The organism is Undibacterium sp. Rencai35W (assembly GCF_049340185.1).
GTDB lineage: Bacteria > Pseudomonadota > Gammaproteobacteria > Burkholderiales > Burkholderiaceae_D > Undibacterium.
Genome location: NZ_JBMPPC010000001.1, coordinates 309,912 through 323,718, shown reverse-complemented (window position 1 = coordinate 323,718; position 13,807 = coordinate 309,912). Strand labels below are relative to the sequence as shown.

Genomic DNA, 13,807 nt, shown 5'->3' with positions numbered 1-13,807 from the left:
TAGTTTGCGCCACATCAAAGAGTTTATGGAATTACATCAGATCAACGTTCATTATCAGCCCGAGCAAGACCGGCTACTAGCAAAGTTCTCCTTCACACCGGCAACAGAGGTAAGCGCTGCAAGCGAGGGCGTGGCTGCAGATGCAGCAACAAAATCAGCAGACCAAGGCAGACAAGAGATTCGCTGCCACCTGACGCGTCGGCTCACGCTACGACTATGGCCCGCCATCATGGAATCAATGGGTAAACAAGTTGCCCTCAATCAACCGGCATCAGCCATGTTCAGCAATGATATCGTCCAGATGGAACACCAGTCGTCCGTCGCTCTGCTAGAACAACACGGCGGCTTCAGCACACCTTACGAAGAACAAGTCCAGACCTGGCCACTAGGCGAAGCGCCGCTACTGCTAGCAACGATACAACTCCACGTAAGCCAGGACGAACCCATGCGCATCGAATTCATACCACTGAGCGGCGAAGGATTTGCCGTCAATCTGACTCCGGTCGTTCTACACGCATTTTGCAAGCTACTACAAACCGCCGTGACGGAAGCTGATTGGGGATTTGAATTAGAAATGTCCGGCGCAGATCAGGAGACATTGCCGGCGCACTTGTTGAATTGAGTGCGGTGATATTAGTCTAGTCGATAAAGTCAAAACTCTCGCCTAATCAACCCATACGTATAGTCAGCGCCTGAAACGCACTCTATGCTGGCTGTAATGCTTAAAACGCAAGCGTTCACGCACTTGGTCAAATAAACGCGGTTTTACAGGCGTGATGTTTTTGCCCATTTAGTTATACTGTATTTTTAATCAGTATAACTAAATACAGCTCGCGTTCATGAGGGTTTCAAGAGATGTAGAGCAAGCTTGTTATTTTTGTATCGTCGGTTATCATTGCAAAATGAAAATTAAATCACGTTAGGCATCAAAATGGCAATCGTTACTAGTATCTTTGATGCTCTACGAAAGTTTGGGCGATCAAATCAAAAAACTGCAATACATCGTCAAGACGAGCAGCTTGTAGGAAAGCAAATCATTAGTCGAAACCAGCACGTATCAAGAAGTGAACTTGGTACTGCAACAGGATTCGTCGCCACTATAGAACCAACTCCAGAAACGCTTGTGCCATTGACGGACGAAGAATTAACTCCAATATTAGAAAATGCCATTTTTGTAGATTCGTTTTTCTCAGCATTTCTCAATCGCGCATCTTCTGATAAATTTCTTGATGACTTGGATAATGCCTTTGGCATGTGGACCGAGTCCGCCGACAAAAAAGGTTATTCCGATGAGGCCGTGATTGAAATCGTTGGCGCAGCGTTTGGTAAATTTTGCGTCGAAACACTTTGTATGCGTTGGGTTCGGATTGTTGACGAGTATGGTATTGCGATTGCTATTCAGGGACGAGTCAAAGATTTTCGTAGTTTTCCATTTGATGTTATTTCGAAGCGTATACCGTCAGGAGAATATGGTTTTTTCAAGCCCGTTTACATCAATCTGCAAGAAATATCTCAGGGCGATTGTGCTCCAACCAATGTAGCCTAACAGGTCAATCGACGGAGAATCGCCAATGACTATTTCACTTAAATTTATGACCGTTGTGGCGATCTCGTCATTTCGGCGCTAGCGCTCAATTTATGATCTCCACTCGCGATCTTTCGAACCTACCAAAACCCATAGATCTTCGTAAGATATTGCAGGCGCTCGCAATGCTTGATGCAGTTATCGAAGAGGAATGGGATTACAGGTATTTCTCTTTTAATTCAAAATGGTCGATTGATGAACAGATGGGTTCGATGCGTAACGGTTCCGGTGACGATCTTTTCGTATTATTTAATTCTTCGGGATGTTTTTTACGTGGGTTTGATCATGAGTCAACTATGAGCCCATGGAATTCAATACCGCCGAAAATTTGGCACGGCGTGCTTGATAGTGTTCCACAACAATTTGCAGATGCTGTGAGCGAACCAGCTTTTCATATGGAAGATACGACGTTCTGTATTTGGTGTCGTGAGGGCGATTCTAATTGGTCACACGGTCAGATTGATTTTCCCAAGAATGAGGAAGATCCAGATGGTTCACTGTGGATGCTGTCACCCTTAGAAGGTAATCCTGAAACATATCAATCATTCGTAAAAGAATATTATGAATTGGATGTTGATTTGGGTATTGTTTCGAGTATCTTTTCTCACGAACCGTTGTCCAAAGAATTGTTAATGAGGTTTCCGACACCACGTAATTACGAAGATGTAATTTCCGACGCAGAGGAAATTGGCTATCCGTTCAAGCGCTAACATGACATTCGAAAATGACGCGCAGGTTAGCGCATCTCCAAAATTTACTTAAAGGCGTACGCGCCTTTCAACTTTGCGTTATCTAATGAGCACCACCATTGAGCAAACTCGTTACAGCCCGCTAAAATCAAACCCCTAAGAAAACCGCCCACCAGTTTTAAAATCCTCCGTCGCCTTCACCAACGCACTCGCAATCCCTGGCTCCATCGCGGCATGTCCCGCATCGCCAATCACGTGATAAGCCGCTTCTGACCACGCCTGATGCAGGCGGTAGGCTGATACTGGTGGGCAGATGACGTCGTAGCGGCCTTGCACGATGACGGCTGGCAGATGACGGATTTTGCCGATTTGCTGGATCAGTTGATCTTCTTCCATGAAGGCGCCGTGCAGCATGTAGTGTGCTTCTAAACGACCGATGCCGAGGCTAACCGCGTCTGACTCAAAATCTTCAATCGCTTGCGGCTGCGGCTCCAGGAACAGGCAAGATCCTTCGTAGCGGCTCCAGTTGCGGGCGGCCTCCATGTAGATTGCGGGGTCGTCGCAAAACAGGCGCTTGACGTAGGCTTGCAGCAGATCGTGGCGCTCTTCGGCGGGGATGGCGTCGGCAAAGCGCTGATGCACTTCGGGGTAGAAATTGCCCATGCCGTTGACGAACCAATCGACCTCGGCCTTGGTGCACAGGAAGATGCCGCGCAGAACGAAGCCGAGGCAGCGCTGCGGATGCGCTTCGCCATAAGCCAGCGCGAGTGTGGAGCCCCATGATCCGCCAAAGACCAGCCAGTCGGAGATGCCAAGCATGACGCGGATTTTTTCGATATCGTCGATCAGGAGCGGCGTCGTGTTGTTGCGGTATTCGCCCAACGGAGTTGATTTGCCGGCGCCGCGCTGGTCGAACAGGACGATGCGGTAATGCGCCGGATCAAAAAAGCGCCGGTGTGTCGGCGACGTGCCACCGCCTGGTCCGCCATGCAAAAACAGTACAGGCTGCCCGTCGGGATTGCCGCTCTCTTCCCAATACAGGGTGTGTAATTCATCGACCTTGAGCGTGCCGGTCTTGTAGGGTTCAATCGGCGGGAATAGGGAAAAATTCGAGGAGAAATTCGGAGATGGATTCAGAGATGGATTCGACATAGTTACCTGACATTTGATCACTTACTCCGATAGATATTTATATACATACTGGGTAAGAGTATTAAAAATTGACTAGAGGAATATTGCGGATACATGCCTATTTTTGCATATACTCCCCTATTTAAGCATTTTCATGCGCCTTCACGCATCTTTCATGCGCTCTTATACGCTATCACACGTTTTTATACGTGCTTATGCATCCTTATGCGTCCCTATACGTCTTTTACGACGCAGACAACGCGCGCCAGGTCGCAAAACCTGCGAAACAAAATACGATCGATCCGACCAAATGCAGACCGCTATGCGCCAGCGCCCAGCCATAATCACCGCGCTGCAACAGTCCCATGGCCTCTGCGGAGAAAGTCGAGAATGTCGTCAATCCACCCAAAAAACCCGTCACAGCAAGCAAGCGCCACTCGGGTGACAAATGCGGATTCGCAGCAAAAAAGGCGACGCAGATACCGATCAGATAACCGCCACCGAGATTCGCAATCAAGGTGCCGACTTGCACTTGCAGTGCGATGCTATTGAACCAGATTCCCAATGCCCAGCGCAGCCACGCACCGAATGCGGCACCGACACCTACTGCAATAAATCCTAATCCGCTCATGCTGACTCCTTACCCATATTTGTTGAAATCGTACCGGCGAGCTGCCATTTATTGAGCGCATAATCATCAGCTTCCCGCGCATCGACCCAGCGTGCACCTTGGGATGTTTGTTCTTTTTTCCAGAACGGCGCTTGCGTCTTTAAATAGTCCATGATGAACTCACAGGCGGCGAACGCTTCTCCACGATGCGCCGACGCGACGGCAACCAGAACGATCTGATCCAGCGGCTGCAGTATGCCAACCCGATGAATCACCAGCGTATCGAGCAATTGCCAGCGCTGCCCTGCCTGCTGCACGATATCGTCCAGAGATTTTTCGGTCATGCCGGGATAATGCTCCAGCTCCATTGCCTGCACATCCAGACCATCATTAAGGTCACGCACAAGGCCAACAAAACTCACCACCGCACCTATCGCCGGTTTGCCAGCGCGCATTTTCGCCAGTTCGGTACTGACATCAAAATCTTCAGTTTGTACAAAGACGGCCATGACGCTTAACCACCCGTCACAGGAGGGAAAAACGCAACTTCGCAGCCATCCTCAATCAAGGTCGCTGCGTCGGTCATCTGCTGATTGCAGGCCATGCGCAAGGCACGCCCCTCGGCAAGCGCCTCTGCCCAGACACCGCCACGCGCAACCAGCCAGTGACGCACATCGCCGACAGTCAGAACCGTGTCCGGCAAGCTGACTCGCTCTTCGGAGGTAGCCAGTTTCTCGCGGATACTGGCAAAAAAACGTAAGTGAATTTTCATAAAGGAGAAGTGAACTACAACAATCAAGACATCAGGACATCAGACTAGTAAACGGAATGAAGCGCACCAGATCCCCCGGTGCAATCACCTGACCTGGTGCTACATCGATCATGCCATCACCCCAGACGGTGGAGGTCAGCACGGCAGAGCTTTGATTGGCGAACAGATCAAGGCCACCATTGGCATTGATTTTAACGCGTAAAAATTCATTGCGACGATCCGGCTTTGTCCAGGCAAAATCAGCGCGCATTGTGTAGGCCTGTGGCGCGACATCGGGCACCCCTTGCAACGCCAGAATAAACGGACGCACGAACAATAAAAAGGTTACGAAGCTAGACACAGGATTGCCAGGCAAGCCGAGGAAGAAAGCTGCATGATCGTCGTTCACATCGCCGCTTACATCGCCGTTCACATCTCGGCTCACAACCTCACCGAACGCCAGTGGCTTGCCAGGCTTCACTGCGATCTGCCACATATTGAGTCGCCCTTCGGCTTCGACTGCGGGCTTGATATGATCTTCTTCACCGACCGATACGCCGCCGGAGGTGATGATCAGGTCATGCGATTTTGCCGCCATACGCAGGGTATCGCGTGTCGCCTGTAACTGATCCGGCACGATGCCGAAATCGGTGATGTCGCATCCCATGTTTTCCAGCAAACCGGTCAGCGTAAAACGATTCGAGTTGTAGATCGCGCCTGGCTTTAAAGCTTCGCCCGGCATCGCCAACTCGTCACCGGTAAAGAAGACAGCCACTTTCAGCTTACGCAATACTGGTAATTGCGCCAGGCCGACTGATGCGGCCAGCCCCAACTCCTGCGCCCGCAAGCGTGCACCCGCCGCCAAAATAGTGGCTCCGGCGCGGATATCTTCTCCCTGACGACGTATCCATTCGCCGCTTGCCGGTGTGTGTGAGACCGTCACCATATCGCCGTCAAGGCTACATTGCTCTTGCATCACGACCGCATCGGCTCCGGCAGGAATCATCGCACCGGTAAAAATCCGGGCTGCGGTACCAGGCTCCAGCGGGTCACCGATATGCCCCGCCGGCACGCGCTGCGACACACGCAAACGCGCCTGCCCGCTGACGCAATCAGCGGCGCGCACGGCATAACCGTCCATTTGCGTATTGTCCATCGGCGGCACATGCAACTGAGACAGCTGCGCTTGCGCCAGTACCCGACCATTTGCCGACAAGGTCGGTATGAATTGCGTCTCGGTAATCGGTTTGGCAGCACGCAATAAAAAGTCCAGCGCCTCAGCCACACTCAACATCGGTTTTTTTGTCGTCATAAAGAATTGGTAAGCAGATCGGTGAACGGATATATAACAGCTCTGGCGCTCTAAAAAAGCGCTGAAAGCAATAAACGTTTGATGAATCAGATTGTATAACGATCACGCTTTGCGGATGCAGCCTTCCTACGCGCATCTTGATTCACTTACAGAATGCAAGCTTGCTTCGCAAGCAGCTTCAAGCAGCTATTACTGGCGCATTTCAAGACACTCGTCACGCAACCGGCATCGTCAGCAACCTATGGCAGTTGAATCACGCCACGCCCGATCTCACGCACTTTGCCACCGACCTTGATCTGACGCTCTGCATTGATATCGAGATAAAGATGGCTAGGCCGGAGCACTTGCGCACCTTGAGAAATCGCCAGACTTGCGGGCAAATCCCGCTCGGTTGCGATCCACCAGCCACCCAGATTGGCGCAGGCAGAACCGGTACCCGGATCCTCGTTGACACCACCACCTGGTTTGACGAAGAAATATCGTGAGCGGATTTGCTGACGTACCGCATCACCCTGAGCCGCAGCATCGAAGGCAAACAGATAGGCGACCCGGCGTCCCATACTGTTGGGCGGCCAATGTTCTAGCTGCGCGCCATCTGGCTGAGCGCGCTGCACGGCACCGACGCTATTGAGTGCAATCAGCAACTGGTCTGTCCCGGTATTCACCCATAAAGGTTCACACAGCAGATCCGATTCATCTAAACCAAAAATAGTCGCCACTTGCTGACATGAGAGTTCACACGACAGGATTTGCGGCGCGGCCTTAGTCGGTGCGACAAAGGTCCAGATGTCTTGCACCAACGCGGCAGCGACAATGCCCGCCTTGCATTCGAGCGTGACGCGATTAGGTGCATCTGGCTGCGCACCCGACTGTGCTTGAGATTGCGCTTGAGATTGCGCCACCAGCTCATTGACGACATACGCCGTACCCAAAGTCGGATGCCCCGCAAACGGCATTTCCGCACCGGTCGTAAAGATGCGCATCCGTGCAGTCGCCTGATCGGATGGAAGAATAAAAACCGTCTCGGATAAATTAAATTGTAGAGCCAGCGCCTGCATCTCTGCATCACTTAAGCCATCGGCATGTTCAAAAACGCATAGAGGATTGCCACCGAATGTCGCTTCTGCAAATACATTCAATAACCGGTAAGGATAACTGCGCATGATAGATCGCCAAGTGAGGAAAGTAGCAATCATCATAACGAACATTCAGTGCATTGATAGCGTTATGAATAAAGAATCTACGACAAGCCGCATGACTCAGGCTAACAGTATCTTGACTAGTTCAATATCTCAATAATCGAATCCGCAATACTGATGCGGCTTCTGGAGTGAAATACCTCTGAAAGCCGCGCCAGCATTGCGGATTGATTTTCAGGAATTTCTAAAACCATTTAATCGACACTGCATGGAACCACTCACTCCTGCTACTCCTGCCTTTTCTCTGTGTCTCCGTGACTCTGTGGTGAGAGGTCTTGGTTTTTGTGTTGGATTTATCGATGGGATATGTTAATTTGGAAGGTTTTAATAATTCCAAAAATAAAATCCGCAACATCGATGCGCCTTCTAGAGTGAAATACCTCTGGAAGCCGCACCAGTATTACGGGTTGATTGTCGACTACAGAAAAAATCTTCCGTAGGCAAATCCGGGATGATGCATCATCTCGGATATGCTCAAGGTGATCGTATCAGGCTACAGCCACCGCATCATCAACTACTGGCGCCAAATTCTCTAAAATCGCAGATGTCGCTGCCCTGCTGCGATTCACTGCGCTGATCACGGCTTTGAATGAGGCGCGGACGATGTTGCCATCGACTGCAGCACCGAATTGCGTCGCCCCCTGATCAACGCGCAATTCAACATAGCAGGCCGCCTGTGCGTCTGCACCGGAGCTGATCGCGTGCTCGTGATAGTCCATGAGCTTGATATTCAACCCCAGCGCATTGACAAACGCATCAATCGGGCCATTGCCGTGACCTCGCAGAGTTGCCGGTTTTCCGTTTTGGGTGATGTCTACCTCGATCTGAACCGATTCGGCCTGCGCTGTGTCCTCGCTCATGCGATGACCTACGTAAGCGTAAGGGGTCTGCTGATCAAGATATTGCTGTTTAAAAATCGCATAAATATCGCTGGAGACAATTTCCTTACCGCTGGCATCGGTCGCCACCTGTACCGCACGGCTGAACTCAATCTGCAAGCGACGTGGCAATGACAAACCGTAATCCTGCTCCAGCAAATACGCCATGCCGCCCTTACCTGACTGGCTGTTAACGCGAATGACCGCGTCATAGCTGCGTCCGAGATCCGCCGGATCGATAGGCAAGTAAGGCACTTCCCACAGTGCATCCGGTTTTTGCTGGGCAAACCCTTTTTTGATCGCATCCTGATGTGAACCGGAGAACGCGGTGTACACCAGATCACCGACATATGGATGACGCGGGTGCACCGGCAACTGATTACAGTCCTCCACGCATTGGCGCACCATGTCGATATCAGAAAAATCGAGTCCGGGGTGCACGCCCTGGGTATAAAGATTCAAGGCCAACGTCACCAGATCCACATTGCCAGTGCGCTCGCCATTACCAAACAAACAGCCTTCAACACGATCCGCGCCCGCCATCACGGCCAGCTCAGCCGAGGCGACTGCTGTGCCGCGATCATTGTGCGGATGTACGCTGATGATGATGGAATCGCGACGCGCCAATTTGCGATGCATCCATTCGATCTGATCGGCGTACACGTTGGGCGTGCTAGATTCAACAGTCGATGGCAAGTTAAAAATCATCTTGTTATACGGCGTCGGTTGCCATACCTCGGATACGGCATCGCAGACGTTTTTTGAAAAATCGAGCTCGGTCAGGCTAAAGGATTCTGGCGAATATTCAAAACCCCATTTAGTCTCAGGATGTTGTGCGACCAGTTCTTTGACAAGCTTGGTACCGTTGACGGCGATGGCTTTAATCTCTTCACGCGACATACCAAACACAATGCGACGGAACGCCGGTGCAATCGAATTATACAAATGTACGATCGCCTGTTTTGCACCGACAACCGACTCTACGGTACGACGGATCAACTCATCACGTGACTGCGTTAACACGATGATCGTGACATCATCGGGAATACGGTTTTCATCAATCAGCTTGCGCACGAAATCAAAATCAGTTTGTGACGCTGAGGGAAAGCCGACTTCAATTTCTTTCAAACCTATCTGTACCAGCATCTCGAAGAAGCGCAATTTTTTCTCGGGACTCATCGGCTCGATCAGCGCCTGATTACCATCGCGCAAATCCGTACTCATCCAGATCGGCGGATGGGTAATCACCTTGTCTGGCCAGGTACGGTTAGTCAATTGCACAGGTGGAAAAGCGCGGTACTTCGCTGCTGGATTAGTCAACATCATGATGAGTCCTATTATGGTCAATGCGGGTCAAATTGGGCCAATTATCGTAATTAGATAAAGCGAGAATTTTGAATCGGGAGAGAATCGGTTGTGGCACCAGGCTACCTGACGGCCACAGAACACTAGGCCAGGTAACCGATCGGTAGTGGTAGTAGAGCTAGCGCACGCGCAAAGATCATCACAGCGATAACATCGCCAGAGATGAGCGTTACGAGTATGGACTTAAAGTGCATATGCCAGCTTTCTACAACGTCGGACTATTTTGTTTGGAAGTGGTGCCTGAGCACCTGAGATACAGCAACAGCGGGGAGAATTACTGAGCGGCGCTTAGTAGTGGCGCGGCTAGTAGCAGCAGCGCTAGCAAAGTGCTGGCGCTGTGCGATAAAGCTAGTAGGGATTGTGATTGTGCGGAATACATGCCACTAATGTAGGCGACGATGCCTCTGGCTGTCAATAGCAAACCATCACCATGTCGGAAATTACTTAGTGACTGTCGAACAGCAATCGATTGGCTATTGATTGAATATCGGCAGCCAATCGAGTAATAGTCAACTGACGGATGAGCGGCGTCTATATGAATATTGAGTGGCGACTAAACATCCGCCAGTCTCTTGCAATGCAGCCGCCATGACGAACAGCAGCCACACATAACTGCGCAAGTTCAGCGAAACATACTTACAACGGATCATGACAACAAACACAAATTTTATTACCATCAGGATCACGAAAATACGCGCCGTAATAATCAGGATGATAATCAGGCCGCAAACCCGGTGCCCCTTCGCAACGCCCACCAGAAGCCAGCGCCACGTGATAGGCACGATCAACCGCAGCCCGGTCCGACGCTAACAAAGCCACCATCTGCCCATTACCCACCGTAGCAACCTCACCGTTAAAAGGACGGCCGATTACCAACAAAGGACGAGCAGCAAGCGGAGACATCCACCCCGCCCAAGGTTTATCGTGGTCGCAGAATTTCAATTGCAAATTCAGCGCATCCATCAACGCAGAATAAAACGTCAAGGCTCTGGGAAAATCTGTGATGCCGATGAAGATGTGGGAGAACATGGTTTGATTTTTAAGAGTGGTCAGGTAAGAGGCGTTGTTTAGCGCTAATTTGAAAGTTAACGCTGATTTAGTCGGTATATTGTATTGAACTTTAAATTAAGAAAACCACCGAATGATTTAGCGATTGTGCTTGTCGTTCCAGGAATTAATTGCAGTAGCTTTTAATTGAACTAACCATAACTGTCAAACGGTCTAAAGTCTTTATTGGCCCGCAATCGTCCAAGAGAGCTGAATCGCGCGAAAATGTTATAGTGATTATTTTGCAATCCCAGTTTTGCTGTAGTAGTGTTGGTCTGTGTTTTTCTAAATTAGAAGAAGTGGTAAGCGGGCGCGTATTTCTTCGGCGCAGTACCCCAAAAATTAGTATTAAAAAATGACACTCAATCAACAACAATACAGTTCCGATCAAGTCACACAAATATTGCATGCTTATCGGTCTATATTCCCGACTATCACCGCCGATCTCGAGAACTATTGGGGCTTGCAACGCGAGCGTCCTTGGTCTTATGTGACAACCAACTTTCACAGCGCAACATTCGAAAAACTACAGGCGCTGCAGGAGCGGGCATGGGAAATCGACAATCTAAGCTTAACCCAGGAAGCACGAGGAATTGCCTTGCGTGACGCGGCACTGAAGATGGATGTTGGTTATAGCATCGGCATTTCGCCTTGGACCGATAATTTGCTTGCCCGTACATATTCAGATAGCAAAGATAGTGTTGTGATCTTACTCGGCCACGACTGGTATCCGATTGTAACCGGCGACAGTCCCTCTGGTACCCCATTAAAGTCGTCAGATTCGTTACATACAGTGGAGCGATATTGGCCTGGAGCGCCTGAGGCTGTAATGGACGGAACTACAGTAGGTTTGTTTATCAACCTGTACCCCGACTACCGCCCTCCGGGGGACTCCAAGTGCGGAAATTTAAATAAATATGGCTATAGCTATGAGGAGTGTTTGATTGGCTTAGACGCGCTCGTGGCAGCTGTACTAAAACGATTCAGCCAAGTACATTTAATTTCCTGGGGAGCGAATGTTTGGCGTGCGTTGCTAAAGCGACTACCTGAATTTCGAAACTCTACCACCTTACTTTCTGCTGCCGTCCAGGCATCACCTGGCAAAGTGTTGCGTATCGAACTGGGCGGGAGGGAGCTTCAATACCTTCCACTGATGCATCCAGGACATTGGGGAAATTTCGGGCAGGCATGCCATCTGCGCCATGTGAAGGCCGGATACGCAGCATTGAGATTAGGTCTTCCAGGCTTGGACAATTCGAAAGTGAAACGTGTTCGTAAAGCGAGAGAAATTGTAATCGTCTAGGCTTTGTATAATAAGTAAAAACAACGTCGAACAGTTAAAATAGTGTCGAAGTTATCAACACACTGGAAACACCTACTAGGCTAGATTGACGACAAGGCATGCGTATCTACCTCATTTTAGATTTCGTTTGAATCAGTTCTCCCGCAACCATAAAAAGTCCCTTGCCAAGATGGTGTAGTGTTTTGGGATTTTTTATCGCAGTATTTTTCCAAGCCTTTACGACTTCCACTACAAATAATCCGTATTTATTAACCATGCTTTTATCAATTACTTTGCATTCGAGATTGATAAAACATTCTTTAATCAATGGCGCACTGACGTGCTCTGCAGCGATTGGTGTGAGCCCTGCCTTTGCCCACTTGTCAATCTTGGCACCTGTGGTATTGCCGCAGATAACGACTTGATCGATGAGGTCGGCCGAGGGTAGGTTGATTACACATTCTCCTGTCGATTTTAGGGCGTTGTAAGAAAAATCGCGATTACTAATGACCATGGCAATTTGTGGCGGTTCAAACTCAAGCATGGTATGCCATGACATCGTCATCACGTTGGGCCGATCATGGGACGATGTCGTCATTAAGACAACGGGGCCTGACTCCAGTACTCCATAGACTTTAGACAGAGGGAATGTACGTTTGCTCATATTGACTCCGGTTATGTTAAATCGCGCTTAGACGCGAACCCAATACTTTTACAATCTACGCCGAAACCACCCAGCCAGCGACAATCTGTCGCGGGTCGCTGGCAATACTTCATGCAACATGGTGGCGGATAAAAATAAAACCATACTGCTCGCTTCGGGGGCGATGTCCAGGGGCTTTGAGTCATTGAGATGTAAGCGCAATGCACCGCCCTGCTCTGTCTGCCAGTCTTGATTCAGATAAATGACGACGGATATCGTGCGGCGATCATCGTCTTGGAAACGATCCCTGTGTTGCGCATAGAATGCGCCCGGCGCATAAAAAGCGAAATGACTTTCGTAGTCGTCCAGGCCTAAGAACAGATCGCGGTTCAATTGCTGTCGCAACGATTCCATTAGCAGCAGATACTGATCGCAGGCCAATGACTGCCCTATCGACAACCAACTAATCTGATCGCTGCGGAGTTGCGCTTCTGTTTTCGCTTGATTTTGTATTTTAGGTTGGAGGCCCATCTGCATGTCAGGCTTTGTTACACGTCCCGTCTTGGCGATACGCAATAAGTTTTGATCGTTGAGCCCCTGACACTCTGCTGCCAATGCCAGGGTTAAGTCAGCGTCAAGAAAAATTGCCTGACGCGCCCAACCGTATTCAACGAGATGAGTGATAAAACCGGCTGACATAGTGGATGGTGAGTCATCGTCCTTAAGAACGATGCTCACTGAATGGCGATCAACATGAAATTATTTTCTTTATCGGGTGATCAGACGATGTCTGAGGTGCATACGAAAATCATGCGGCGGGTGTGATTAATGTTGCTCATTAAACAGAATGAGAGAGAATCCGGCAGATCATGTATTGATTTTGTCTGCGCGTTCACTCACTCATAGTAACGCTGTTCGTACTTCCGCCCGGGATTCATTTTCAGCGATGTCCTAAAACGTCCGCAATTGGTCTCGGACCAGACAGTTTTTTAAGAATATGCGTGATATTCTGAGATCACCTTCAGCTCCTCCTTCAAAACAATCATGTTACAACTTCGACCTAACTGCGAGCATTGCGATTGTGATCTACCTCCTCATTCTGAGATGGCGCGTATCTGCACTTTTGAGTGCACGTTTTGCACAAGCTGCGCTGATCAGGTGTACCAAGGTATCTGTCCCAATTGTGGCGGCAATCTGGTCGCCAGACCGATTCGACCGGCGAATAAACTAATAAGCTATCCAGCCTCACAGGAACGTGTACACAGGCCTGCGACCTGACTCATGGTTTTGTTGTAAGCTCAGGGTCTGCTGTCCT

At 49.7% G+C, this 13,807-nt stretch carries 15 protein-coding genes; 5 read left to right on the top strand and 10 right to left on the bottom strand.

From position 1 onward, the window contains the following. The first annotated feature begins 25 nt into the window (after nt 1-25). From ACO0K3_RS01435 to ACO0K3_RS01425, 3 genes are all read left to right on the top strand, one after another. The gene (locus ACO0K3_RS01435) at nt 26-622 is read left to right on the top strand and encodes a hypothetical protein (RefSeq protein WP_422981221.1); all 597 of its coding nucleotides are present in this window, start codon (nt 26-28) and stop codon (nt 620-622) included. A 309-nt stretch (nt 623-931) separates the two neighbouring features. Further along, the gene (locus tag ACO0K3_RS01430; protein ID WP_422981219.1) at nt 932-1,546 is read left to right on the top strand and encodes a DUF3806 domain-containing protein; all 615 of its coding nucleotides are present in this window, start codon (nt 932-934) and stop codon (nt 1,544-1,546) included. 164 nt (nt 1,547-1,710) lie between these two features. Then, nucleotides 1,711-2,295 carry a hypothetical protein gene (locus ACO0K3_RS01425; RefSeq protein ID WP_422981217.1) on the top strand — a complete coding sequence of 195 codons (585 nt, stop codon included), beginning with the start codon at nt 1,711-1,713 and terminating at the stop codon, nt 2,293-2,295. Between the two features lie 135 nt (nt 2,296-2,430). On the opposite strand, the gene pip is transcribed toward ACO0K3_RS01425, so the two are convergent. The 8 genes from pip to ACO0K3_RS01385 form a co-directional block, all read right to left on the bottom strand. Then, nucleotides 2,431-3,426, bottom strand: a complete 996-nt coding sequence (pip, locus tag ACO0K3_RS01420; protein WP_422981215.1) for a prolyl aminopeptidase — start codon at nt 3,424-3,426, stop codon at nt 2,431-2,433. A gap of 223 nt (nt 3,427-3,649) precedes the next feature. Continuing rightward, nucleotides 3,650-4,036 (bottom strand): fluoride efflux transporter CrcB, encoded by a 387-nt coding sequence (gene crcB, locus ACO0K3_RS01415; protein ID WP_422981213.1) that lies wholly within the window; start codon nt 4,034-4,036, stop codon nt 3,650-3,652. Next, on the bottom strand, nt 4,033-4,524 hold the full coding sequence (gene moaE / locus ACO0K3_RS01410; RefSeq protein WP_422981211.1) for a molybdopterin synthase catalytic subunit MoaE: 492 nt from the start codon (nt 4,522-4,524) through the stop codon (nt 4,033-4,035). Before moaE ends, crcB begins: the two co-directional genes overlap by 4 nt. 5 nt (nt 4,525-4,529) lie before the next feature. Further along, nucleotides 4,530-4,787 carry a molybdopterin converting factor subunit 1 gene (moaD, locus tag ACO0K3_RS01405; RefSeq protein WP_422981209.1) on the bottom strand — a complete coding sequence of 86 codons (258 nt, stop codon included), beginning with the start codon at nt 4,785-4,787 and terminating at the stop codon, nt 4,530-4,532. A 31-nt stretch (nt 4,788-4,818) separates the two neighbouring features. After that, nucleotides 4,819-6,078 carry a gephyrin-like molybdotransferase Glp gene (glp, locus tag ACO0K3_RS01400; protein WP_422981207.1) on the bottom strand — a complete coding sequence of 420 codons (1,260 nt, stop codon included), beginning with the start codon at nt 6,076-6,078 and terminating at the stop codon, nt 4,819-4,821. Between the two features lie 239 nt (nt 6,079-6,317). Beyond that, a complete protein-coding gene (locus ACO0K3_RS01395) occupies nt 6,318-7,241 on the bottom strand; it encodes a PhzF family phenazine biosynthesis protein (RefSeq protein WP_422981206.1) in 924 nt (307 codons plus the stop codon). A gap of 524 nt (nt 7,242-7,765) precedes the next feature. Next, entirely contained in the window at nt 7,766-9,481 is a 1,716-nt protein-coding gene (leuA, locus tag ACO0K3_RS01390; protein WP_422981204.1) for a 2-isopropylmalate synthase, read from the bottom strand. 675 nt (nt 9,482-10,156) lie between these two features. Further along, nucleotides 10,157-10,549: a VOC family protein gene (locus tag ACO0K3_RS01385; protein WP_422981202.1), complete on the bottom strand. Its 393-nt coding sequence runs from the start codon at nt 10,547-10,549 to the stop codon at nt 10,157-10,159. 373 nt (nt 10,550-10,922) lie between these two features. Here ACO0K3_RS01385 and ACO0K3_RS01380 point away from each other — a divergent pair, with 373 nt between their 5' ends. Further along, nucleotides 10,923-11,870, top strand: coding sequence for a hypothetical protein (locus ACO0K3_RS01380; protein ID WP_422981200.1), 948 nt, complete (start codon nt 10,923-10,925; stop codon nt 11,868-11,870). A gap of 106 nt (nt 11,871-11,976) precedes the next feature. Here ACO0K3_RS01380 and ACO0K3_RS01375 read toward each other — a convergent pair whose 3' ends face one another. Together ACO0K3_RS01375 and ACO0K3_RS01370 are read right to left on the bottom strand one after the other, a co-directional pair. Next, complete coding sequence (locus ACO0K3_RS01375; protein ID WP_422981198.1) at nt 11,977-12,513, bottom strand: flavin reductase family protein; 537 nt, start codon at nt 12,511-12,513, stop codon at nt 11,977-11,979. A 48-nt stretch (nt 12,514-12,561) separates the two neighbouring features. Continuing rightward, nucleotides 12,562-13,191 (bottom strand): 2OG-Fe(II) oxygenase, encoded by a 630-nt coding sequence (locus tag ACO0K3_RS01370; protein ID WP_422981196.1) that lies wholly within the window; start codon nt 13,189-13,191, stop codon nt 12,562-12,564. 345 nt (nt 13,192-13,536) lie between these two features. Between ACO0K3_RS01370 and ACO0K3_RS01365 the strand changes: the two genes are divergently transcribed. Then, on the top strand, nt 13,537-13,770 hold the full coding sequence (locus ACO0K3_RS01365) for a DUF1272 domain-containing protein (protein WP_422981194.1): 234 nt from the start codon (nt 13,537-13,539) through the stop codon (nt 13,768-13,770). Nucleotides 13,771-13,807: the final 37 nt, after the last annotated feature.

Excerpts from the sequence above, each read along its gene's own strand:
- ACO0K3_RS01435 (WP_422981221.1), top strand. The coding sequence starts at position 26 with ATGGAATTACATCAGATCAACGTTCATTATCAGCCCGAGCAAGACCGG.
- ACO0K3_RS01430 (WP_422981219.1), top strand. The coding sequence starts at position 932 with ATGGCAATCGTTACTAGTATCTTTGATGCTCTACGAAAGTTTGGGCGA.
- ACO0K3_RS01425 (WP_422981217.1), top strand. The coding sequence starts at position 1,711 with ATGCTTGATGCAGTTATCGAAGAGGAATGGGATTACAGGTATTTCTCT.
- pip (WP_422981215.1), bottom strand. The coding sequence starts at position 3,426 with ATGTCGAATCCATCTCTGAATCCATCTCCGAATTTCTCCTCGAATTTT.
- crcB (WP_422981213.1), bottom strand. The coding sequence starts at position 4,036 with ATGAGCGGATTAGGATTTATTGCAGTAGGTGTCGGTGCCGCATTCGGT.
- moaE (WP_422981211.1), bottom strand. The coding sequence starts at position 4,524 with ATGGCCGTCTTTGTACAAACTGAAGATTTTGATGTCAGTACCGAACTG.
- moaD (WP_422981209.1), bottom strand. The coding sequence starts at position 4,787 with ATGAAAATTCACTTACGTTTTTTTGCCAGTATCCGCGAGAAACTGGCT.
- glp (WP_422981207.1), bottom strand. The coding sequence starts at position 6,078 with ATGACGACAAAAAAACCGATGTTGAGTGTGGCTGAGGCGCTGGACTTT.
- ACO0K3_RS01395 (WP_422981206.1), bottom strand. The coding sequence starts at position 7,241 with ATGCGCAGTTATCCTTACCGGTTATTGAATGTATTTGCAGAAGCGACA.
- leuA (WP_422981204.1), bottom strand. The coding sequence starts at position 9,481 with ATGATGTTGACTAATCCAGCAGCGAAGTACCGCGCTTTTCCACCTGTG.
- ACO0K3_RS01385 (WP_422981202.1), bottom strand. The coding sequence starts at position 10,549 with ATGTTCTCCCACATCTTCATCGGCATCACAGATTTTCCCAGAGCCTTG.
- ACO0K3_RS01380 (WP_422981200.1), top strand. The coding sequence starts at position 10,923 with ATGACACTCAATCAACAACAATACAGTTCCGATCAAGTCACACAAATA.
- ACO0K3_RS01375 (WP_422981198.1), bottom strand. The coding sequence starts at position 12,513 with ATGAGCAAACGTACATTCCCTCTGTCTAAAGTCTATGGAGTACTGGAG.
- ACO0K3_RS01370 (WP_422981196.1), bottom strand. The coding sequence starts at position 13,191 with ATGTCAGCCGGTTTTATCACTCATCTCGTTGAATACGGTTGGGCGCGT.
- ACO0K3_RS01365 (WP_422981194.1), top strand. The coding sequence starts at position 13,537 with ATGTTACAACTTCGACCTAACTGCGAGCATTGCGATTGTGATCTACCT.